We start from the raw sequence: 22,205 nt of genomic DNA, 5'->3' as shown, positions 1-22,205 counted from the left end.
GGATTTTTATGCGCCAGGCAGTATTGAACCTCGAAGAGTCCATGATCCGTCAGGTCGCCAACGCAGGCATGGGCCGCAGCGACGTGCTTCGCTTCTGGTTCGGTGAAAGTGACGAAGCCACACCTGCTTTCATCCGTGATGCTGCGGTGGCCTCATTGCAGCAGGGCGAAACCTTTTATGCGCAGAACCTTGGGTTGCCGGAACTGCGCGAAGCCATCGCGCACTATGCAAGCGGCCTGCGCTGTGAAGGCGCTGTGCCGATTGGCGTCAACCGGGTCGCGGTGACCTCCAGCGGTGTGAACGCACTGATGCTGGCGGTGCAGGCCCTGGTCGATGCGGGCGACGAGGTGGTGGCGGTGACGCCGGTCTGGCCCAACCTGCTCGCGCAGCCGGCCATCATGGGCGCGACGGTCACCTGCGTCAGCCTGCGGCCCGTGGGTGGCGAGTGGCAGCTTGACCTGCAGGAACTGCTGTCTGCGGTGACTTCACGCACCAAACTGCTGGTCATCAATGCCCCCAACAACCCGACCGGCTGGACGCTGTCGCGTGATGAGCAGCGGGCCATCCTCGACCATTGCCGCAGCACCGGGACGTGGATTCTGGCTGATGAGGTCTATGAGCGCCTTTATTTCGAAACCACTCCCAATGGGTGCGCTCCCAGCTTCCTCGACATCGCCGCAGAGGACGACAGGCTGGTGGTCGCGCACAGCTTTTCCAAGAGCTTCCTGATGACCGGCTGGCGTCTGGGCTGGCTGGTGATGCCCCCGGCCATGACCGAACAGGTCGGCAAGCTGATCGAATTCAACACATCCTGTGCGCCCGTTTTTGTGCAGCGCGCGGGGCTGGTGGCGATTGATCGGACAGACGAAATCACGCCACGGGTGGTGCAGCACCTCAGGCTTTGCCGCGACACCCTGGTGCCGCTGCTGCAAGCCGTGCCGGGCGTGCAGGTCGCCCCGGCAAAGGGCGGCATGTATGCTTTCTTCAGGCTGGAGGACCAAAGCCGCTTCAGTGATTCGCTGGAAACCGCCAAAAAGCTGGTGCTGGAGGCCGGGCTGGGCCTGGCGCCGGGCGATGCCTTCATGGTCAACCCCAGGCCGGAAGCCCGGGGCTGGCTGCGCTGGTGTTTTGCCAGCCAGGACCTGGACAGGCTGCGCCAGGGGGTGGGGCGGCTGGAACGCTGGCTTGGGCTATAATCCAAGGCTCTGCGCAAAACGGCCCTCAAAAGCCGGTTTACCAGAACACGACGAAAGCGGCCAAATCCCATGTCGGGAAAGCTGCATCGATCGCAAGTCAATGCACCGCGCGAGCGTGTGCAGGAAAGAAAATCATGATCGCAAAATCAGTGAAGGCCGAGATTGTCCAGGCCAACGCACGCGCTGCCGGAGACACTGGCAGCCCTGAAGTTCAAGTGGCGCTGCTCACGGGCCGCATCAATGAACTTACCCCCCATTTCAAGGCCAATGCCAAGGACCATCACGGTCGCCGCGGCCTGCTGCGCATGGTCAGCCGCCGCCGCAAGCTGCTGGACTACCTGAAGTCCAAGGACGCCGACCGTTACACCGCGCTGATCGCCAAACTTGGCCTGCGTAAGTAATCGGTAACAACGATTTGAAAGCGCCTGAGTTAGTTCACTAGCTCAGGCGCTTTTTACTTCGGAGCAAGGCAAAACGGACACGCGCTGTGTCATTCCACAAGAAAAGCCCCTGATTTGATAAATGTTCAGGGCATTTTGTGGAATGGCATCGTGTCAAAAAGCCGCTACTCCGGGCCTCGGGCGCTGCCTCAAGCGCCAGACACTAGTGGAGAAAAACACATGAGCATTTTTAACAAAGTCACCAAATCCTTCCAGTGGGGCCAGCACAAGGTCACGATGGAAACCGGCGAAGTCGCACGCCAGTCGAGCGGCGCCGTCATTGTTGATATGGACGGCACCGTTGTGCTGGCCACCGTGGTCGCCAAATCCGATGCCAAGCCCGGCCAGGATTTCTTCCCGCTGACCGTTGATTACCTCGAGAAAACCTACGCCGCAGGCCGCATTCCCGGTAGCTTTTTCAAGCGAGAAGGCCTCCCCAGCGAATTCGAAACGCTGACGTCCCGCCTGATCGACCGTCCTATCCGCCCGCTGTTTCCTGAAGGTTTCTTCAATGAAGTTCAGGTCGTCATCCACGTGCTGTCGCTCAACCCTGAAGTTGAAGGCGACATCCCTGCGCTGATCGCCTCCAGCGCTGCGCTGTCGATCTCCGGCATCCCGTTCAACGGCCCCATCGGCGCCGCACGCGTTGCCTACATCAATGGCGAGTACGTGCTGAACCCCGGCAAGACCCAGCTGAAAGATTCGCAGATGGACCTCGTCGTGGCCGGCACCGAAGCCGCCGTGCTGATGGTCGAGTCCGAAGCCCAGCAACTGTCAGAAGAAATCATGCTCGGCGCCGTGGTGTTCGGCCATGAGCAGGGCAACATCGCCATCAATGCGATTCATGAACTCGTTCGTGACGCCGGCAAGCCGGTCTGGGCATGGCAGGCGCCTGCCAAGGACGAGCCACTGATTGCAAAGGTCAACGAACTGGCCGGCGCCAAGCTGCAGGCCGCATACCAGATCCGTGCGAAGCAGGCGCGTACACAGGCCTGCCGCGTGGTGACGTCTGAAGTCATGGCCGCGCTGAAGGCTGACGGCGTTGTTTTTGATGGCGTCGCTGTTGAAGGCATGCTGTTCGACATCGAAGCCAAAATCGTCCGCAGCCAGATCCTGGCCGGCGAGCCACGCATTGACGGACGCGACACGCGTACCGTTCGCGCGATTGAAATCCGCAACAGCGTGCTGCCACGCACCCACGGCTCCGCACTTTTCACCCGGGGTGAAACCCAGGCGCTGGTCGTGACCACGCTGGGCACCGAGCGCGATGCACAGCGCATCGACGCACTGAGCGGCGACTACGAAGACCGTTTCATGCTGCACTACAACATGCCTCCGTTCGCCACCGGCGAAACCGGCCGTGTGGGCTCGCCAAAGCGCCGCGAAATCGGCCACGGCCGCCTTGCCAAGCGTGCCCTCGTTGCCGTGCTGCCATCGAAAGAAGAGTTCCCGTACACCATGCGTGTCGTCTCTGAAATCACCGAGTCCAACGGTTCTTCGTCCATGGCTTCGGTCTGCGGCGGCTGCCTGTCGCTGATGGATGCAGGCGTACCGATGAAGGCGCACGTGGCCGGTATCGCCATGGGCCTGATCAAGGACGGCAACCGCTTTGCCGTGCTGACCGACATCCTGGGCGACGAAGATCACCTCGGTGACATGGACTTCAAGGTGGCCGGCACGACCAACGGCATCACCGCACTGCAGATGGACATCAAGATCCAGGGCATCACGAAAGAAATCATGCAGGTTGCGTTGGCCCAGGCCAAGGAAGCCCGCATGCACATCCTCGGCAAGATGCAGGACGCCATGGGCGAAGCCAAGGCTGAAGTCTCCGATTTCGCACCGCGCCTGTATGTCATGAAGATCAACCCCGAGAAGATCCGTGACGTGATCGGCAAGGGCGGCGCCGTTATTCGCGCGCTGACCGAAGAAACCGGCACGCAGATCAATATCGAGGAAGACGGCACCATCACCATCGCTTCGAATGACAGCGCCAAGGCTGATGAGGCCAAGCGCCGCATCGCCGAGATCACGGCTGAAGTCGAAATCGGCAAGGTCTACGAAGGCCCCGTGACCAAGATTCTTGATTTTGGCGCACTGATCAACCTGCTTCCGGGCAAGGACGGCCTGCTGCACATCAGCCAGATCGCCCATGAGCGTGTCGAAAAGGTGACCGACTATCTCAAGGAAGGCCAGATCGTCAAGGTCAAGGTCATGGAGACCGACGAGAAGGGCCGCGTCAAGCTGTCCATGAAGGCTTTGCTTGATCGTCCTGCCCAGCAGGAACAGGATCGCGGCTGATCGGCATCTGCTGTGGATTTTGTAGCTTGCCTGCATCCGTTCGCGGGTGCCGCAGGCGCAGAAAGCAAATGAAACCCCCATGAAAGCCGTTGAAATAACTTCTTTTGGAGCGCCTGAGGTGCTGCGTCTCGGCTCGCGCCCTGCGCCTGTGCCAGGCGCGGGTGAGCTGCTGATACGTGTGAGCGCCAGTGGCGTGAATCGTCCTGACGTGCTTCAGCGTACTGGCAACTACCCCGTGCCGCCTGGTGCTTCGGATATTCCGGGCCTTGAGGTTGCCGGCGTCATAGTTGAGGGCGACAAGGCCGCAATGGCGGAAGCCGGCCTCAAGGTCGGTGATCGCATTTGTGCGCTGGTGGCTGGTGGCGGCTACGCTGAACTTTGCGTTGCGCCTGTGGGTCAGTGCCTGCCAGTGCCGCAAGGCCTGAGTGACATTGAGGCAGCTTCCTTGCCGGAAACATTCTTCACTGTGTGGAGCAATGTATTTGAGCGTGCAGGGTTGCGTTCCGGCGAAACCCTGCTCATTCAGGGTGGCTCCAGCGGTATCGGTGTTACGGCGATCCAGATGGCCAAGGCTTTGGGCGCCACTGTCATCGTGACGGCGGGTACCGATGAGAAGTGTGCGGCCTGCGTGGCGCTCGGTGCCGACCACGCGATCAACTACAAGACTTCGGACTTTGTCGAAGAGGCCAAAAAACTGACGGCGGGCAAGGGCGTTGATGTGGTGCTGGACATGGTCGCCGGCAGCTATCTTTCGCGTGAGGTGGAATGCATGGCCGAAGATGGCCGCATCGCCATCATCGCGGTGCAGGGCGGGGTCAAGGCCGAGGTCAATGCCGGTCTTGTACTGCGCAAACGGCTGACCATCACGGGCTCAACATTGCGGCCACGTTCGCTGGCGTTCAAGACCGGGCTTGCAAAAGCGCTGAAAGACAAGGTCTGGCCGTTGATCGCAAGTGGTGCCATCAAGCCTGTGATTCACAGCACCTTTGCTGCTGGTGAGGCCGCCAAAGCGCACGCATTGATGGAGTCCAACCAGCATGTGGGCAAGATTGTTTTGACCTGGTGATGCAGAAATGAAAAAACTGATTGCAGGAAACTGGAAGATGAACGGCAGCCTGGCCGCCAACGAGGCCTTGCTGTCTGCGTTGGCCAACGGGCTCGCGGGCAAGCCGGCAGTGGATGTCGCGGTCTGTGTGCCTGCACCTTACCTGGCGCAGTTCCAGGCGCTGAAATCCGTCCAGCCTGCACTGTCTGCCATCGACCTCGGTGCGCAGGATGTTTCTGCACAGGCTTCCGGTGCTTACACAGGCGAGGTCAGTGCTGCCATGCTGCATGATTTTGGTTGCCGCTATGCCATTGTTGGCCATTCCGAGCGGCGCCAGTATCACGGCGAGAGCGATACGCTGGTGGCTGAAAAAGCCAGGGCTGCTCTGGCGTCCGGCATCGCACCCATCGTGTGTGTGGGTGAAACGCTCGCCGAGCGTGAAGGCGGTCATACGGAAGAAGTCGTCAAGCGCCAGCTGGCGGCGGTGATTCATCTGAATGGGCACTGCATCAGCGAGATCGTGGTGGCTTATGAACCCGTCTGGGCCATTGGAACCGGTAAAACCGCTTCGCCAGAAGAAGCGCAAGCGGTGCACGCCGTGCTGAGGGCGCAACTGAAGGCTGCGACCGACAAGCCTGATCGTGTGAAGATTCTCTACGGCGGCAGCATGAACGCTGCCAATGCGGCAAGCCTGCTCGCCCAGCCTGATATTGATGGCGGCCTGATAGGCGGCGCTTCACTCAAGGCCCCGGATTTTTTGACAATTATTGCTGCGGCTCAATAAATCAGCGCGCAGCCAGCTATTAAATTAGGAGTAGATATGAACGTGATTCTGACCATAGTCCTTGCGGTGCAAATGCTGACTGCGCTTGGCATGATCGGCCTGATCCTTGTCCAGCACGGCAAGGGTGCCGACATGGGTGCAGCCTTCGGCAGCGGCGGTTCCGGCAGCCTGTTCGGTGCAAGCGGCAGCGCCAACTTTTTGTCGCGTACGACCGGCGTTCTTGCAGCGGTCTTCTTTGCATGTACCCTGCTGCTGGCTTACTTCGGAAATGCCCAGCCGCGCAGTGTCGGTTCCAGCGTGCTTGAAAATGCCGTTGTGGTCCCGGGGGCTTCCCCTGCGCCCGTAACCGCAGCTTCTGGTGCGGCGCAGATTCCAGGAACAAGCGCGCCGGCTGCAAGTGCGGTAGCCGCGCCTAAAGCTCCTGCATCGGGTGCTGCGCAAATCCCGACGAAATAACGTGATTTAGCTGCCGTCCTCAGGAGGGCAGCGCGTGATTTCAGGGTAAACTCTGAGACTGTCTGGAAAGCCAAAAAGCCGCAAGGTTCCTCATGCCATCCAGACATTTGGCTTTCAGGCCAAGAAGAGCGGACGTGGTGAAATTGGTAGACACGCTATCTTGAGGGGGTAGTGCCGAAAGGTGTGCGAGTTCGAGTCTCGCCGTCCGCACCAAAATTTGAAAAAGGGGTTATTGGGGTCAGGCACCAATTTCGCAGCAGTGCAGGCACTGCTCCCTGCGGGCGAGCCAGAGGCTCGGCGAATTTGGGCCCTGACCCCAAAAACCCCAAACGGCAAACTGGCTCGAAGCAAAAACCGCTTTCCAGAATTTGAGTCCACGATGAACCTCGATCAATACCTTCCCGTTCTCCTGTTCATTCTGGTCGGTGTTGGTGTAGGCGTAGCGCCCCAGGTTCTCGGCCGTTTGCTGGGCCCCGTCAAGCCCGACAGCGAAAAAAACTCCCCTTATGAATGCGGCTTCGAGGCTTTCGAAGATGCCCGCATGAAATTCGATGTGCGCTATTACCTGGTCGCCATCCTCTTCATCCTTTTCGACCTTGAAATTGCTTTCCTTTTCCCATGGGCTGTTGCGCTCAAGGATATTGGTGCAGTCGGTTTCTGGTCGGTGATGATTTTCCTGGGCATTCTGGTCGTGGGCTTCGTCTACGAATGGAAAAAAGGCGCCCTGGACTGGGAATAGACAAGATAAACGAGATCCCCGAGGGTTCTTGCGACGCTGTGTCGCCATCCAATCCACCAACGAAGGTACGGGTATGTCACTTGAAGGTGTTTTCAACGAAGGCTTCATGACCACGAGCTACGACTCGGTGGTCAACTGGGCCAAAACGGGCTCGCTCTGGCCCATGACTTTCGGGTTGGCCTGCTGCGCCGTCGAAATGATGCATGCTGGCGCCGCACGCTACGATATTGACCGCTTCGGCATGCTGTTCCGCCCCAGCCCCCGTCAGTCTGACCTGATGATCGTGGCCGGCACGCTGTGCAACAAGATGGGCCCCGCGCTGCGCAAGGTCTACGACCAGATGTCAGAGCCGCGCTGGGTGCTGTCCATGGGTTCATGCGCCAATGGGGGTGGCTACTACCACTACAGTTATTCGGTAGTCCGTGGCTGTGACCGCATCGTGCCGGTAGACGTCTATGTCCCCGGTTGTCCTCCTACGGCTGAAGCTTTGATGTACGGCATCATCCAGCTCCAGCAGAAGATCCGCCGCACCAACACGATTGCGAGGGTCTGATGCAATCGTCCTCCACTGTCCTGGCTTCCCCGGCAACCGCTCTGCAAATCGCAGAGGCGGTTTCAGCCGCGCTTGGTGACAAGGCAAAAAGTGTCCAGGTTGCGTTTGGCGAAGTGACTGTCGTTGTGGCTGCTGCCGACTACCTGGTTGCCGCCAGGTTGTTGCGTGATTCCGCTGGATGCAGGTTCGAACAACTGATTGACCTCTGCGGCCTCGATTACTCCGAATACAAGGATGGCCAGTACGACGGCCTGCGTTATTGCGTTGCATCGCACCTGCTTTCTGTGAGCCTGAACCAGCGTGTGCGCCTCAAGGTGTTTTGCCCTGATGATGATTTCCCCGTGGTCGATTCGGTCAATGACATCTGGAACGCTGCCAACTGGTTTGAGCGCGAAGCTTTCGATCTGTATGGCATCGTCTTTGAAGGCCACAACGACCTGCGCCGTATCCTGACGGATTACGGCTTCATCGGTCACCCCTTCCGCAAGGACTTTCCTACAACGGGCCATGTCGAAATGCGCTATGACCCCGAGCAGAAGCGCGTGATTTACCAGCCAGTCACTATTGAGCCGCGTGAAATCACCCCGCGCGTCATCCGTGAAGACAACTACGGCAACGGCCTCCAGTAAGCAGCTGAAAAAACATGGCTGAAATCAAAAACTACACGCTCAATTTTGGGCCCCAGCATCCTGCGGCTCACGGCGTTTTGCGTCTTGTGCTTGAGCTCGATGGCGAAGTCATACAGCGCGCTGACCCACACATCGGGCTGTTGCACCGCGCGACTGAAAAGCTCGCCGAGAGCAAGACTTACATCCAGTCGCTACCCTATATGGATCGCCTCGACTACGTGTCGATGATGTCCAACGAGCACGCCTACTGCCTGGCGATTGAAAAACTGCTCGGCGTTGATGTACCTGTACGCGCGCAATACATCCGTGTGATGTATGCCGAAATCACCCGCCTGCTGAACCACCTCCTGTGGCTGGGCGCGCATGGTTTCGATTGTGGTGCGATGAACATCCTGATTTATTGTTTCCGTGAGCGTGAAGCCCTTTTTGACATGTATGAAGCCGTTTCCGGCGCGCGCATGCATGCGGCTTATTTCCGTCCGGGTGGTGTGTACCGGGACCTGCCGGACACCATGCCGCAGTACAAGGTCAGCAAGATCAAGAACGCCAAGGCGATCGAAGCCCTCAATGAAAACCGCCAGGGCTCGCTGCTGGACTTCATTGACGATTTCGTCGCTAAGTTCCCCGGCCTGGTTGATGAATACGAAACGCTGCTGACCGACAACCGCATCTGGAAACAGCGCACCGTGGGTGTTGGCGTTGTGTCGCCCGAGCGTGCCCTCAACCTGGGTTTCACGGGTCCGATGCTGCGCGGCTCCGGCTTCGCATGGGACCTGCGCAAGCAGCAGCCTTACGACGTCTACAGCCATATGGACTTTGACATTCCCGTCGGTAAAACGGGTGATTGCTACGATCGTTACCTTGTGCGTGTTGAGGAAATGCGCCAGTCCAACCGCATCATCAAGCAATGTGTCGACTGGCTGCGCGTGAATCCCGGCCCGGTCATAACCAGCAACCACAAGGTGGCTGCACCTGACCGTGAATCCATGAAATCCAACATGGAAGAGCTGATTCACCACTTCAAACTTTTCACTGAAGGCTTCCATGTGCCCGAAGGTGAGGCTTACGCCGCTGTTGAACATCCCAAGGGCGAGTTTGGCATCTACATCGTGAGCGATGGCGCCAACAAGCCTTATCGCCTGAAAATTCGTCCACCCGGCTTCCCGCACCTTGCTGCCATGGATGAAATGTCTCGCGGCCACATGATTGCCGACGCTGTCGCTGTCATCGGCACCATGGATATTGTTTTCGGCGAAATCGACCGTTAAAAATAATGAGCTCCACCATGACTCCAGTCCATGCGCCGGTTGGCGCGCGCGCCTTGTCCGAGCAGGCCTTCACCCGTTTTGCACGCGAGGTCGCCAAGTACCCGGCAGACGGCAAGCAGTCCGCTGTCATGGCCTGCCTCACCATCGTTCAGGAAGAGCTGGGTTTTGTCAGCGCAGAGAGCGAGAAGGTTGTTGCGGAATATCTCGGCATGCCGCCCATCGCCGTGCATGAAGTCACGACCTTCTACAACATGTACAACCAGCAGCCGGTTGGCAAGTACAAGCTCAATGTGTGTACCAACCTGCCGTGCCAGTTGCGCGATGGTGCCAAAGCACTCAAGCACCTTGAGCACAAACTTGGCATAACGATGGGCGAGAGTACGGCTGACGGCCTGTTTACCCTGCAGCAATCCGAGTGCCTCGGTGCATGTGCAGATTCCCCTGTCATGCTGGTCAACGACCTCACGATGTGCAGTTTCATGAGCAACGACAAACTCGACCAGCTTATCGATGGTCTCAAATCCGCCGAGGCGAAATAACATGACGCTCGCAAGCCCCACAACCTCTGCTGCGGCCCTGTCAGTGTTGTCGCAATTTGCGGCCACCGGCGTGCAGACCTGTTTCCACGGCCGGCACATCAACCCGCAGATCCTCGCTGATCTCGACGGGAGCAACTGGCGTCTGAAAGATTACGAAGCGCGCGGTGGTTATCAGGCGCTGCGCAAGATACTGGCGCAGGACGGTGGTGCGGGCCTGACGCCCGACCAGGTGATTGCAGAAGTGAAGGCCGGCGCCCTGCGCGGTCGCGGTGGTGCGGGTTTTCCGACCGGGCTCAAGTGGAGCTTCATGCCGCGCCAGTTCCCGGGCCAGAAATACCTAGTGTGCAATTCCGATGAAGGCGAGCCTGGCACCTGCAAGGACCGCGACATCATGCAGTACAACCCGCACAGCGTGATTGAAGGCATGGCAATTGCCGCTTACGCGATGGGCATCAGCGTTGGCTACAACTATATTCACGGCGAGATTTTTGCCACCTATCAGCGCTTTGAAGAAGCGCTCGAAGAAGCCCGTGCTGCAGGCCTGCTCGGCGACAAAATCCTCGGCAGCGCCTTCAGCTTCCAGCTTCATGCATCGCATGGTTTTGGGGCCTACATCTGCGGCGAAGAAACCGCGCTGCTTGAATCACTGGAAGGCAAAAAAGGCCAGCCACGCTTCAAGCCCCCATTTCCTGCGAGCTTTGGTTTGTATGGCAAGCCGACCACCATCAACAACACCGAAACCTTCGCGGCCGTGCCCTGGATCATCCGCAATGGTGGTCAGGCCTATCTTGATTGCGGCAAGCCCAACAACGGTGGCACCAAGATTTACTCGGTTTCCGGCGATGTCGAATTGCCTGGCAATTATGAAGTGCCCATGGGCACACCCTTCAGCAAGCTGCTGGAGCTCGCGGGCGGCGTGCGCAAGGGCCGCACGCTGAAGGCCGTGATTCCTGGCGGCTCTTCCGCTCCCGTGCTGCCTGCATCGCTCATGATGGAGTGCACCATGGACTACGACTCCATTGCCAAGGCGGGTTCCATGCTCGGTTCTGGCGCCGTTATCGTGATGGACGACAGCCGTTGCATGGTCGAGTCGCTCAAGCGCCTGTCCTATTTCTACATGCATGAGTCCTGCGGCCAGTGCACGCCCTGCCGTGAAGGCACGGGCTGGCTCTGGCGCGTGGTGGACCGCATTCACACAGGCCATGGCAAATCAACCGATATGGATTTGCTGAACTCTGTCGCTGACAACATCCAGGGCCGCACCATCTGCGCGCTGGGCGATGCGGCTGCCATGCCGGTGCGCGCGATGATCAAGCATTTCCGTCATGAGTTCGAAGCCATGATCAAGCCAAAAGCTGCAGCGCCTGCTGCCCAGGCCGCCGTACAAGCCTGACCCGCGAAAGACAAGAAACATGGTTGAAATAGAACTCGACGGCCAGAAGGTGGAAGTGCTCGAAGGCAGCACGGTGATGCATGCGGCCGAAAAGGCCGGCACCTACATTCCGCACTTCTGCTATCACAAGAAACTTTCCATCGCGGCCAACTGCCGCATGTGTCTGGTGGATATCGAGAAAGCGCCCAAGCCCATGCCGGCCTGCGCGACGCCTGTGACCCAGGGCATGATTGTCCGCACCAAGAACGACAAAGCCATCAAGGCCCAGAAGGGCGTGATGGAGTTTTTGCTGATCAACCACCCGCTGGATTGCCCGATCTGTGACCAGGGCGGTGAATGCCAGCTGCAGGATCTGGCTGTCGGTTACGGCGGCAGCGAGTCGCGCTATGAAGAAGAAAAGCGTGTGGTCTTTCACAAGGACGTCGGTCCGCTGATCTCCATGGAAGAAATGAGCCGCTGCATTCACTGCACGCGCTGCGTCCGTTTCGGCCAGGAAGTCGCTGGCGTGATGGAACTAGGCATGTCGCATCGCGGCGAGCATGCAGAAATCGAAACCTTTGTCGGCATGTCGGTTGATTCCGAACTCTCGGGCAACATGATCGACATCTGCCCGGTCGGCGCGCTGACCAGCAAGCCTTTCCGTTACAGCGCCCGCACCTGGGAACTGTCGCGCCGCAAGTCTGTCAGCCCGCATGACTCCACCGGCGCCAACCTCATCGTCCAGGTCAAGAGCAACAAGGTGATGCGCGTTGTGCCGCTCGAAAACGAAGATGTCAACGAATGCTGGATTGCTGACCGTGACCGCTTCTCCTATGAAGCGCTGAACAGCGACGAGCGCCTGAGCGCACCCATGCTCAAGCAGGGCGGTGAATGGAAGACGGTTGACTGGCAGACTGCACTTGAATACGTAGCCAATGGCCTGAAGCAGATCAAGACGGATTACGGCGCTGCCAGCATAGGCACGCTGGCCAGCCCTCACAGCACACTGGAAGAGCTGTACCTTGCCGCATCCCTGATGCGCGGCCTGGGCAGCGACAACATCGACTACCGCCTGCGTAACGCAGAATTTGCACCGTCCGGTGCGGTCCGCTGGCTCGGTACGTCCATCGCATCACTGTCACAGCTGCAGCGTGTGCTGGTCGTGGGTTCCAATCTGCGCAAGGACCACCCGCTGTTTGCACAGCGCATCAGGCAGGCAAACCGCAAGGGCTGCGTGGTCAGCACCGTCAACTCCGACATCGAGTTCGCGGGTGGTGATGCCTGGGCCATGCCTGTGGCCAATGCCGTCATCGGTACACCTGAATCCTGGGCGCAATCGCTTGCTGATCTGGCTTCAGCCATTGCTGCTGAAAAAGGTGTGCAGGCGCCAGCTTCAGGGCAGGCTACAGATACCGCCAAAATGCTCGCCAAGTCCCTCATGGGCGGTGAGCGTAAAGCCATTCTGCTGGGCAATGCTGCCGCACATCATGCCAACGCTTCCAGCCTGCTGGCACTGGCCAACTGGATTGGTGCACAGACGGGTGCAACTGTCGGGTATCTCACGGAGGCTGCCAATACGGTGGGCGCCCAACTGGTAGACGCTTTGCCCACGGGCAAGGGTCTCAATGCTGGTCAGATGCTGGGCGGAAAGCTCAAGGCCGTTTTGTTGCTCAACAACGAGCCCGAGTTTGATTCTGCTGCGGGCGCAAAAGCAGGCGCATCGCTCAATGCCGCACAAATGGTGGTGACTTTGAGCCCGTTCAAATCCAATATGGCTTTCAGCGATGTGCTGCTGCCGATTGCGCCGTTCACTGAAACCCCCGGCACATTTGTGAATGCAGAAGGCCGTGCGCAGGGCTTTCATGCTGTCGTCAAGCCACTGGGTGAGACGCGTCCCGCGTGGAAGGTACTTCGCGTGCTGGCCAATCTTCTTGATCTGCCTGGTTTTGACTTTGAGTCATCGCAGGATGTGCTTAAACAGATCGCTGGCATTGATGCGGGCCAGGTCAACGCCGCGCGCCTTGGCAATGCGTCCGAAGCTCCTGTCACGCTGTCGTCCCCTGGTGGCGGTGTGCCCGCAGTCGCTGGTATCTATCAGCTCGACGGTCTTGTCAGGCGTGCAACATCCCTGCAGTTGACGGCAGACGCGCGGCAAGCCGGCGCGCAGCCAGCAGTTGCGCAAGAGGTGGCAGCATGATCGACACCATTTACGGTTTTGGACAGGGGCTGATGGGTGGCATGTGGCCGGCAACGATATGGCCGGTCGTCTGGACGCTGATCAAGATTATTTGTGTGGTCGCGCCGCTCATGGGTTGCGTGGCTTACCTGACGCTGTGGGAACGCAAGGCTATCGGCTTCACGCAGATTCGCCTCGGCCCCAACCGGGTCGGCCCTTTCGGCCTGCTGCAGCCGATTGCCGATGCGCTCAAGCTGCTGACCAAGGAAATCATTATTCCTACGGCCGCCAGCAAGGGCCTGTTTGTGCTCGGCCCCATCATGACCATCATGCCGGCGCTCGCTGCATGGGCTGTGATTCCATTTGGTCCTGACATTGCGCTGGCCAACATCAATGCCGGCCTTCTGTTCCTGATGGCAATCACTTCGCTTGAGGTCTATGGCGTGATCATTGCCGGCTGGGCATCCAACTCGAAGTACGCATTTCTGGGTGCCATGCGCGCATCGGCGCAGATGGTGAGCTACGAAATCGCCATGGGCTTTTGCCTGGTGGTGGTGCTCATGGTCTCGGGCAGCCTGAATATGACCGACATCGTGATGGGCCAGGGCAAGGGCATGGCGGCAAGCAATGGCCTGACATTCCTGTCATGGAACTGGCTGCCACTGCTACCCATATTTGTGGTGTATTTCATCTCCGGCCTGGCCGAAACCAACCGCCACCCATTCGACGTGGTGGAGGGCGAATCTGAAATCGTTGCAGGCCACATGGTCGAATACTCGGGCATGGCGTTTGCCATGTTCTTCCTGGCTGAATACGCCAACATGTGGCTGGTCGCCATCCTGGCAGTGCTGCTGTTCCTGGGTGGCTGGTTGCCGCCGGTGGAATTCCTGAGCTTTATTCCCGGCTGGATCTGGCTCGGCATCAAGACCTTCATGGTTGTCACCATGTTCCTCTGGGTGCGCGCCACTTTTCCGCGCTTTCGCTATGACCAGATCATGCGTCTGGGCTGGAAGATTTTCATACCTGTGACCCTGGTCTGGCTGGTGGTCGTTGGGGCCTGGATGCAGACCCCTTACAACATCTGGAAGTGAATATGAGCCCCCACGTTCGCTCACTTCGTGTAGCTCTCTGCCCCCTCAAGGGGCTAATTTCCCTAGGGGCGGCCCGTCGGGAAATTGGCCGTTCTTCTTTGAAATCTCTTATCAGCTTCGGCAAAACACCATCATGAGTGCAGTAGCTTCATTCAAAGACTTCGCATCGAGCTTCATGCTCACCGAGCTGTTCAAGGGCATGGCCCTGACCGGCAAGTACATGTTCCGCCGCAAGATCACGGTGCAGTTTCCTGAAGAAAAAACTCCGGCGAGCCCGCGTTTTCGCGGCCTGCATGCCTTGCGTCGTTACGAAAACGGCGAAGAGCGCTGCATCGCCTGCAAGCTGTGCGAAGCGGTTTGCCCGGCCATGGCCATCACCATTGAGTCCGATGTGCGTGAAGACGGCAGCCGCCGCACCTCGCGTTATGACATTGACCTGACCAAATGCATCTTCTGCGGGTTCTGCGAGGAGAGCTGCCCGGTCGACTCCATCGTCGAAACGCACATCTTTGAATACCACGGCGAAAAGCGTGGCGACCTCTACTTCACCAAAGAGATGCTGCTGGCGGTGGGCGACCGCTACGAAACCGAGATCGCTGCCAACCGTGCAGCCGACGCGAAGTACCGCTAAGCGGCGTTCGCCAAGCTACAAGAAAGAATTCGACACAACATGGACGCCAAAACAGGTCTCTTTTACGTCTTTTCGGCGATATTGCTGTTCGCAGCATTTCGCGTGATCACGGCGCGTAACCCGGTGCATGCAGCACTGTTCCTGGTGCTGGCGTTTTTCCAGGCATCTGCTGTCTGGATTTTGCTTAAGGCCGAGTTCCTCGCCATCACGCTGGTTCTTGTTTATGTCGGTGCCGTGATGGTGCTTTTCCTGTTTGTGGTGATGATGCTGGACATCAACCTCGACGGCGTTCGCAAGGGGTTCTGGAAGCATTTCCCACTGGCCGGAACGGTTGGCGCCATCATTGCGCTTGAGATGTCTTATGTGTTGATGGGTGGTTTTCGCGACCCGCCAAAAGCTGCAGCCGCAGCTACGGCTGGCCAGATTGGTGCCCAGGTTTCCAACACCAAGGAACTTGGCAAACTTCTCTATTCCGAATATCTCTACCCGCTTGAGATCGCTGCCGTTATTTTGCTGGTGGCCATCATTGCTGCGATTGCACTGACCCTGCGCGAGCGCAAGGACTCCAAATACCAGAACCCTTCCGAGCAGATTCGCGTCAAGAGCACTGACCGCGTGAGCCTGGTCAAGATGAAGTCGGTAGTGCCTGTAGCGCCAGTCATTCCCGCCGCTGAGGACAAACAAGCATGACACTCACCCTCGGACACTTTCTTTCATTGGGCGCGATGCTGTTCGCGCTGTCGGTGATCGGCATCTTCCTGAACCGCAAGAACCTGATTGTTCTGCTGATGGCGATTGAGCTCATGCTGCTTGCCGTCAACATGAATTTCGTCGCCTTCTCTTATTACCTCAACGACATGGCCGGCCAGGTGTTTGTGTTTTTCATCCTGACCGTTGCTGCGGCTGAATCGGCCATTGGCCTCGCCATTCTGGTTCTGCTTTTCCGCAATAAATCCAGCATCAACGTCGATGAACTCAATACGCTGCAAGGCTAAACAGATATGAGCCAGACCCTTTCAGCCTCAACATTGCTGGCAGTTCCGCTAGCGCCACTGGCCGGCGCCATCATTGCCGGCGTTTTCGGTACTGCTTTCGGTGGCAACCTGCTGGGCCGCCGCCTGTCGCATTCGCTGACCATTATTGGCGTGCTGGTCGCATTCATTCTTTCTGTCATGACGCTCAAAAGCGTGGCCATCGACGGTGCGCGCTTCAACGAGACGCTCTACACCTGGATGACGGTCGGCAGCCTGAAGATGGAAGTCGGCTTCCTGGTTGATGGCCTCACGGCCATGATGATGTGTGTGGTGACCTTTGTGTCGCTCATGGTGCACATCTACACCATAGGCTACATGGAAGAAGAAGAGGGCTACAACCGCTTTTTTGGCTACATCTCGCTGTTCACCTTCGCCATGTTGATGCTGGTCATGAGCAACAACATGCTGCAGTTGTTCTTCGGTTGGGAAGCCGTGGGCCTGGTGTCTTACCTGCTGATCGGCTTTTACTTCAACAAGCCGACGGCCATCTTCGCCAACATGAAGGCCTTCCTGGTCAACCGCGTGGGTGATTTCGGTTTCATCCTCGGCATTGGCCTGATCGCGGCCTACGCAGGTACGCTGAACTACGGCGAGGCCTTCGCCAAGGCGGGTGACCTCGCCAAACTCAACCTGCCTGGCACCACCTGGATGCTGGTCACGGTGATCTGCATCTGCCTGTTCATCGGTGCGATGGGCAAGTCGGCGCAGTTCCCCCTGCATGTCTGGCTGCCTGATTCGATGGAAGGCCCGACGCCCATTTCCGCACTGATCCACGCTGCGACCATGGTGACGGCCGGCATCTTCATGGTGGCGCGCATGTCGCCGCTGTTTGAACTCAGCGACACCGCGCTCAGCTTCATCATGATCATAGGCGCCATCACCGCGCTGTTCATGGGTTTCCTCGGCATCATCCAGAACGACATCAAGCGTGTGGTGGCCTATTCAACGCTGTCGCAGCTCGGCTACATGACGGTTGCGCTGGGTGCGTCGGCTTATTCGGTCGCTGTGTTCCACCTGATGACGCACGCCTTCTTCAAGGCGCTGCTGTTCCTGGGTGCAGGCTCGGTCATCCTGGGTATGCACCACAACCAGGACATCCGCTGGATGGGCGGCGTGCGCAAGTACATGCCCATCACATGGATCACCTCGCTGCTCGGCTCGCTCGCCCTGATCGGTACGCCGCTGTTTGCTGGTTTCTACTCCAAGGACAGCATTATTGAAGCTGTGCATGAGAGCCACCTCACCGGCTCTGGCTTTGCCTACTTTGCCGTGCTGGCCGGTGTCTTCATCACCGCCTTCTATTCGTTCCGTTTGTACTTCCTTGTCTTTCACGGCAAGGAGCGTTACGACCAGAACCCGGATGCCCACCATGGCGACCATCATGGCGCGCATGATGCACACGATGACCACGGCCATGGCGACCACGCCAAACCACATGAGTCACCATGGGTTGTCACCGTGCCGCTGATACTGCTGGCCATTCCGTCGGTGGTGATTGGTTTCATGACCATTGAGCCCATGCTGTTTGGTGAATTCTTCAAGGACGCGATCTTCGTCAACCTTGAGAAGCACCCGGCGATGGAAGAGCTCGCCAAGCTATTCCACGGCCCGGCCCAGATGGCTTTGCATGGCCTGATGACGGCACCGTTTTGGCTGGCATTGTCAGGCGTGGCGCTGTCGTATTACATGTACATGGTCAACCCGGCACTGCCTGCGGCCATCAAGCGCAACATCATGCCGATCTACAACCTGCTTGATAACAAGTACTACCTCGACTGGTTCAATGAGAACGTGCTTGCCCGTGGTGCCCGCATGCTCGGCATGGGCCTGTGGAAGGGCGGCGATCAGAAGTTCATCGACGGTGCGCTGGTTAACGGCTCCTGGAAGGTCGTCGGCTGGGTGTCCAGCATCGTGCGCCGCCTGCAGTCCGGCTACATCTATCACTACGCCTTCGGGATGATCATCGGCGTGTTTGTGCTGATGACCTATTTCGTCTGGCTCAATAAATAAGAACAAGGAAGAACAAAAATGGGTTTGTTGAGCCTTGCCATCTGGATGCCGATTGCTTTCGGTGTCGTTTTGCTGGCCTTCGGTCGTGACGACCAGGCCAAGAGCGTCCGCTGGATCGCGCTGATAGGCGCTGTCGCCAGCTTTCTGGTCACGCTGCCTTTGTACGACGGCTTCAAGCTGGGTACCTCGGCCATGCAGTTTGTCGAGAAGGCCAGCTGGATACAGCGCTTCAACGTCAACTACTACCTCGGTGTCGACGGCATTTCGCTGTGGTTTGTGTTGCTGACCGCCTTCATCAACGTCGTGGTCATCATCGCCAGCTGGGAGTCCATCACCACCCGCGTGAACCAGTACATGGCGTCGTTCCTGATCCTCAGCGGCCTGATGATCGGTGTGTTTACCGCACTCGATGGCCTGCTGTTCTATGTGTTCTTTGAAGCCACGCTGATCCCGATGTACCTCATCATCGGTATCTGGGGCGGCCCGAACAAGATTTACGCGGCCTTCAAGTTCTTCCTGTACACGCTGCTGGGCTCTCTGCTGATGCTGGTCGCGCTGATTTATCTGTACAGCAAGTCGGGTGGCAGTTTCGACATTCTGGTCTGGCACAAGCTGCCGCTGGGCAGCACCATACAGACGCTGCTGTTCTTTGCCTTCTTCGCGGCATTTGCCGTCAAGGTGCCGATGTGGCCGGTACACACCTGGCTGCCCGATGTGCACGTTGAAGCACCCACAGGCGGTTCTGCCGTTCTGGCAGCCATCATGCTCAAGCTCGGCGCCTACGGCTTTTTGCGTTTCTCGATGCCGATTGCGCCCGATGCGTCGCGCGAGTGGGCCTGGCTCATGATTGCGCTGTCGCTGACGGCCGTGATCTATGTCGGCCTGGTCGCCATGGTGCAGCAGGACATGAAAAAGCTGGTGGCTTATTCGTCTGTCGCGCACATGGGTTTTGTGACGCTGGGCTTCTTCATCTTCAATGATCTCGGTGTTTCCGGCGGCATCGTGCAGATGATTGCGCACGGTTTTGTGTCGGGCGCGATGTTCCTGTGCATTGGCGTGCTGTATGACCGCGTGCATTCGCGAGAGATTTCCAGCTACGGCGGTGTGGTCAACACCATGCCCAAGTTTGCTGCGTTTGCACTGCTGTTTGCCATGGCCAATTGCGGCCTGCCTGCCACTGCCGGTTTTGTCGGCGAATGGATGGTCATTCTGGGTGCGGTCAAGTTCAACTTCTGGGTTGGCCTGGCATCGGCTACGGCGCTGATCTTCGGCGCGGCCTACACGCTGTGGATGTTCAAGCGCGTCTACCTCGGCCCCGTGATCAATGATGACGTCAAAGGCCTGACCGACATCAACAGCCGCGAGTTCCTGATGCTCGCCATCCTCGCCGTCGCCGTGCTGTACATGGGCATCTATCCAAAACCGTTCACCGATGTGATGAACACCTCCGTGGCTGATTTGCTCAAGCATGTCGCCACGTCGAAACTGAACTAATCCAGAGCATCAAGATGATAGACAAACTCTCCTTGATCGCGGTCTACCCGGAAATCATCCTCCTGGTCATGGGCTGCGTGATCGCGCTGGTTGACCTGGGTGTCAAGTCACCACAGCGCACCCTGACCTATGTGTTGACGCTCATCACGCTGGCCGTTGTTGCCGCCCTCGAAGCCGCCTACGCTGCCGGCGGCGAAACCTTCTACGGTTTCAACAAGATGGTGGTCGTTGACCCCATGGGCGGCTGGCTCAAGTGTTTTGCCTGCCTGGCCCTGATGGTGACTTTTGTTTACGGCCGCCCCTATGCTGCAGGCCGCGACATGCTGCGCGGCGGCGAGTTCTTCACGCTGGGCCTGTTTGCGCTGCTCGGCATTTTTGTGATGATTTCCGGCCACAACTTTCTGGTGCTCTACATGGGCCTTGAGCTCATGACCCTGTGCAGCTACGCGCTGGTGGCGCTGCGCCGCGACAACGCGACGGCCACAGAAGCGGCGATGAAATATTTTGTGCTGGGTGCGCTGGCTTCGGGCTTTCTGCTCTACGGCCTGTCGATGCTCTATGGCGCTACCGGCTCACTGAACGTCAACACCGTGTTCAACGCCATCGCCAGCCGCACGGTGAACCATCAGGTGCTGATATTCGGTCTGGTTTTCATTGTTGCGGGCCTGGCCTTCAAGCTGGGTGCCGTGCCTTTCCACATGTGGCTGCCTGATGTGTATCAGGGTGCACCCACCGCGATCACGCTGCTGATAGGCGGCGCACCGCAACTGGCGGCATTCGCCATCTGCATCCGCCTGCTGGTCGAGGGTATGTTGCCTCTGGCTATTGACTGGCAGCAGATGCTGGCGCTGATGGCGATTGGCTCGCTGCTGGTGGGTAACCTGGCTGCTGTCGCGCAATCCAACCTCAAGCGCATGCTGGCGTTTTCGACCATCTCGCAAATGGGCTTTTTGCTGCTTGGCCTGATGTCTGGCGTGGTTAACGGCAACCAGCTCAACACCGAGTCGGCCTACAGCGCAGCCATGTTTTATGCCATCACCTATGTGCTGACCACGCTCAGCGCATTCGGCATCATCATGCTGCTCGCCAGAGCAGGTCACGAGTCGGAAGAAATTTCCGACCTGGCCGGCCTCAACCAGCGCAGCCCGCTGTATGCCGGTGTCATGGCCATCTGCATGTTCTCGCTGGCTGGTCTGCCGCCGCTGGTTGGTTTTTACGCCAAGCTGTCTGTCCTGCAGGCACTGATCTCGTCCGGTCTCACCAGCTACCTGGTGCTGGCCGTGTTCGCGGTGATGATGTCGCTGATCGGCGCCTTCTACTATCTGCGCGTCGTCAAGGTCATGTATTTTGATGCCCCGCAAGGCGCCAACACCGGCGTGCTGGTTGCGCCGGCTGATGTGCGTGTGGTGCTGTCCATCAACGGCGCGCTGATACTGATTCTCGGCATCATGCCCGGTGGGTTGATGACGCTCTGCGCGCAGTCCATCAGCGGCATCGTCAAGACGCTGGGCACCTGATAGCGCTTGCCATGACCCAAACTGCCTCGGTATGGGTGGTGGTGCTGGTAGCGCTGCTGTTGGCCAACCTTCCTTTCGTCAGCAACCGGCTGTTCGCCGTGCTGGCGCTCAAGTCGCCTAAAAACCTGGCCACCCGTCTCGCAGAGATGGTGATCTGGTATTTTGTGGCTGGTGGCCTCGGCCTTTTTCTTGAGCAGAGGGCAGGGCAGATCGCACCCCAGGGCTGGGAGTTTTACGCCATTACCGGCGCGCTCTTCATTACCTTTGCGTTTCCTGGTTTTACCTACCGCTACCTCTTCAAACACCGCAGCTAAAGGCTGGCGTTGGCATATGAAAGACGACGCACACCTCACCGAAACGGCCATCGCCTCCACGGAAATCCTCAAGGGGCGCTTCCTTCACGCATTCCGCGACACGGTGCTCCTGCCCGATGCGACCGAGACCACACGTGAATACATAGTCCACCCCGGCGCGGTGATGGTGATCGCCCTGCTGGATGATGGCCGCGTGCTGCTTGAGCGCCAGTACCGCTACCCCATGCACCGCGTGATGATCGAGTTCCCTGCAGGCAAGCTCGATGAAGGCGAAGCCTCACTGGCCTGCGCCAAGCGCGAGCTGTTTGAAGAAACCGGCTACACGGCACGCGAATGGGCAAAGGCCGGCGTGCTGCACCCGGTGATCTCGTATTCAACCGAGTTCATAGACATCTGGTTTGCACGCGGCATGATCGCAGGCGAACGCGAGCTTGATGCTGGCGAGTTTCTAGAGGTGTTCACCGCCACGCCCGCCGAGCTTTCAGACTGGTGCCGTGACGGCCAGGTCACCGATGCCAAAACCCTGACCGGCATGCTCTGGTTGCAGAACGTGTTGTCAGGCGCATGGGCATTGGACTGGCAAATACCCACCTCGTGACGCTTTGCAGATAATGCA

Annotated in this window: 22 protein-coding genes and 1 tRNA gene; all 23 read left to right on the top strand. The window is 58.5% G+C overall.

All coding sequences use genetic code 11. The annotated features are described in order from the left end of the window. Positions 1–8: 8 nt before the first annotated feature. Complete coding sequence (locus HYX42_RS10570) at positions 9–1,196, top strand: pyridoxal phosphate-dependent aminotransferase (protein ID WP_293402666.1); 1,188 nt, start codon at positions 9–11, stop codon at positions 1,194–1,196. Positions 1,197–1,330: 134 nt separating this feature from the next. After that, positions 1,331–1,597 (top strand): 30S ribosomal protein S15, encoded by a 267-nt coding sequence (gene rpsO, locus HYX42_RS10565; protein WP_007864491.1) that lies wholly within the window; start codon positions 1,331–1,333, stop codon positions 1,595–1,597. A 219-nt stretch (positions 1,598–1,816) separates the two neighbouring features. Then, complete coding sequence (gene pnp / locus HYX42_RS10560; protein WP_293402662.1) at positions 1,817–3,937, top strand: polyribonucleotide nucleotidyltransferase; 2,121 nt, start codon at positions 1,817–1,819, stop codon at positions 3,935–3,937. Positions 3,938–4,016: 79 nt separating this feature from the next. Then, entirely contained in the window at positions 4,017–5,003 is a 987-nt protein-coding gene (locus tag HYX42_RS10555) for an NAD(P)H-quinone oxidoreductase (RefSeq protein WP_293402660.1), read from the top strand. Positions 5,004–5,010: 7 nt separating this feature from the next. Further along, positions 5,011–5,766, top strand: coding sequence for a triose-phosphate isomerase (tpiA, locus tag HYX42_RS10550; RefSeq protein ID WP_293402658.1), 756 nt, complete (start codon positions 5,011–5,013; stop codon positions 5,764–5,766). Positions 5,767–5,802: 36 nt separating this feature from the next. Then, positions 5,803–6,222 carry a preprotein translocase subunit SecG gene (secG, locus tag HYX42_RS10545; protein WP_293402656.1) on the top strand — a complete coding sequence of 140 codons (420 nt, stop codon included), beginning with the start codon at positions 5,803–5,805 and terminating at the stop codon, positions 6,220–6,222. Positions 6,223–6,350: 128 nt separating this feature from the next. After that, positions 6,351–6,435: transfer RNA gene (locus tag HYX42_RS10540), tRNA-Leu, on the top strand. Positions 6,436–6,601: 166 nt separating this feature from the next. Beyond that, entirely contained in the window at positions 6,602–6,961 is a 360-nt protein-coding gene (locus HYX42_RS10535) for an NADH-quinone oxidoreductase subunit A (RefSeq protein ID WP_293403475.1), read from the top strand. Positions 6,962–7,034: 73 nt separating this feature from the next. Continuing rightward, a complete protein-coding gene (locus HYX42_RS10530) occupies positions 7,035–7,514 on the top strand; it encodes an NADH-quinone oxidoreductase subunit B family protein (protein WP_293402654.1) in 480 nt (159 codons plus the stop codon). Beyond that, positions 7,514–8,143, top strand: coding sequence for an NADH-quinone oxidoreductase subunit C (locus tag HYX42_RS10525; RefSeq protein WP_293402652.1), 630 nt, complete (start codon positions 7,514–7,516; stop codon positions 8,141–8,143). Before HYX42_RS10530 ends, HYX42_RS10525 begins: the two co-directional genes overlap by 1 nt. A gap of 14 nt (positions 8,144–8,157) precedes the next feature. Beyond that, on the top strand, positions 8,158–9,411 hold the full coding sequence (locus HYX42_RS10520) for an NADH-quinone oxidoreductase subunit D (protein ID WP_293402650.1): 1,254 nt from the start codon (positions 8,158–8,160) through the stop codon (positions 9,409–9,411). Between the two features lie 17 nt (positions 9,412–9,428). Continuing rightward, a complete protein-coding gene (nuoE, locus tag HYX42_RS10515; protein WP_293402648.1) occupies positions 9,429–9,950 on the top strand; it encodes an NADH-quinone oxidoreductase subunit NuoE in 522 nt (173 codons plus the stop codon). A gap of 1 nt (position 9,951) precedes the next feature. Then, positions 9,952–11,343: an NADH-quinone oxidoreductase subunit NuoF gene (gene nuoF, locus HYX42_RS10510; protein ID WP_293402646.1), complete on the top strand. Its 1,392-nt coding sequence runs from the start codon at positions 9,952–9,954 to the stop codon at positions 11,341–11,343. Positions 11,344–11,362: 19 nt separating this feature from the next. Next, positions 11,363–13,519: an NADH-quinone oxidoreductase subunit NuoG gene (gene nuoG / locus HYX42_RS10505; RefSeq protein WP_293402644.1), complete on the top strand. Its 2,157-nt coding sequence runs from the start codon at positions 11,363–11,365 to the stop codon at positions 13,517–13,519. Next, positions 13,516–14,589, top strand: a complete 1,074-nt coding sequence (gene nuoH, locus HYX42_RS10500; RefSeq protein ID WP_293402642.1) for an NADH-quinone oxidoreductase subunit NuoH — start codon at positions 13,516–13,518, stop codon at positions 14,587–14,589. The genes nuoG and nuoH overlap by 4 nt, the downstream gene beginning before the upstream one ends. Positions 14,590–14,722: 133 nt before the next feature. Further along, a complete protein-coding gene (gene nuoI / locus HYX42_RS10495) occupies positions 14,723–15,220 on the top strand; it encodes an NADH-quinone oxidoreductase subunit NuoI (RefSeq protein WP_293402640.1) in 498 nt (165 codons plus the stop codon). A 39-nt stretch (positions 15,221–15,259) separates the two neighbouring features. Next, positions 15,260–15,910: an NADH-quinone oxidoreductase subunit J gene (locus HYX42_RS10490; protein WP_293402638.1), complete on the top strand. Its 651-nt coding sequence runs from the start codon at positions 15,260–15,262 to the stop codon at positions 15,908–15,910. Further along, entirely contained in the window at positions 15,907–16,215 is a 309-nt protein-coding gene (nuoK, locus tag HYX42_RS10485) for an NADH-quinone oxidoreductase subunit NuoK (RefSeq protein ID WP_007864437.1), read from the top strand. The genes HYX42_RS10490 and nuoK overlap by 4 nt, the downstream gene beginning before the upstream one ends. A gap of 6 nt (positions 16,216–16,221) precedes the next feature. After that, entirely contained in the window at positions 16,222–18,264 is a 2,043-nt protein-coding gene (nuoL, locus tag HYX42_RS10480; RefSeq protein WP_293402631.1) for an NADH-quinone oxidoreductase subunit L, read from the top strand. Between the two features lie 18 nt (positions 18,265–18,282). Further along, entirely contained in the window at positions 18,283–19,758 is a 1,476-nt protein-coding gene (locus HYX42_RS10475; protein WP_293402629.1) for an NADH-quinone oxidoreductase subunit M, read from the top strand. Between the two features lie 14 nt (positions 19,759–19,772). Continuing rightward, positions 19,773–21,275, top strand: coding sequence for an NADH-quinone oxidoreductase subunit NuoN (gene nuoN, locus HYX42_RS10470; protein ID WP_293402627.1), 1,503 nt, complete (start codon positions 19,773–19,775; stop codon positions 21,273–21,275). Between the two features lie 11 nt (positions 21,276–21,286). Then, the gene (locus HYX42_RS10465; protein ID WP_293402625.1) at positions 21,287–21,589 is read left to right on the top strand and encodes a DUF2818 family protein; all 303 of its coding nucleotides are present in this window, start codon (positions 21,287–21,289) and stop codon (positions 21,587–21,589) included. 16 nt (positions 21,590–21,605) lie between these two features. Next, positions 21,606–22,187: an NUDIX hydrolase gene (locus tag HYX42_RS10460; protein WP_293402623.1), complete on the top strand. Its 582-nt coding sequence runs from the start codon at positions 21,606–21,608 to the stop codon at positions 22,185–22,187. Positions 22,188–22,205: the final 18 nt, after the last annotated feature.

Origin of the sequence: Polaromonas sp. (assembly GCF_016185115.1) — a bacterium.
Classification (GTDB): Bacteria; Pseudomonadota; Gammaproteobacteria; order Burkholderiales; family Burkholderiaceae_C; genus Polaromonas.
The sequence above is the reverse complement of the archived record's forward strand: the minus strand, read 5'-3'. Positions and strand labels throughout refer to the sequence as shown.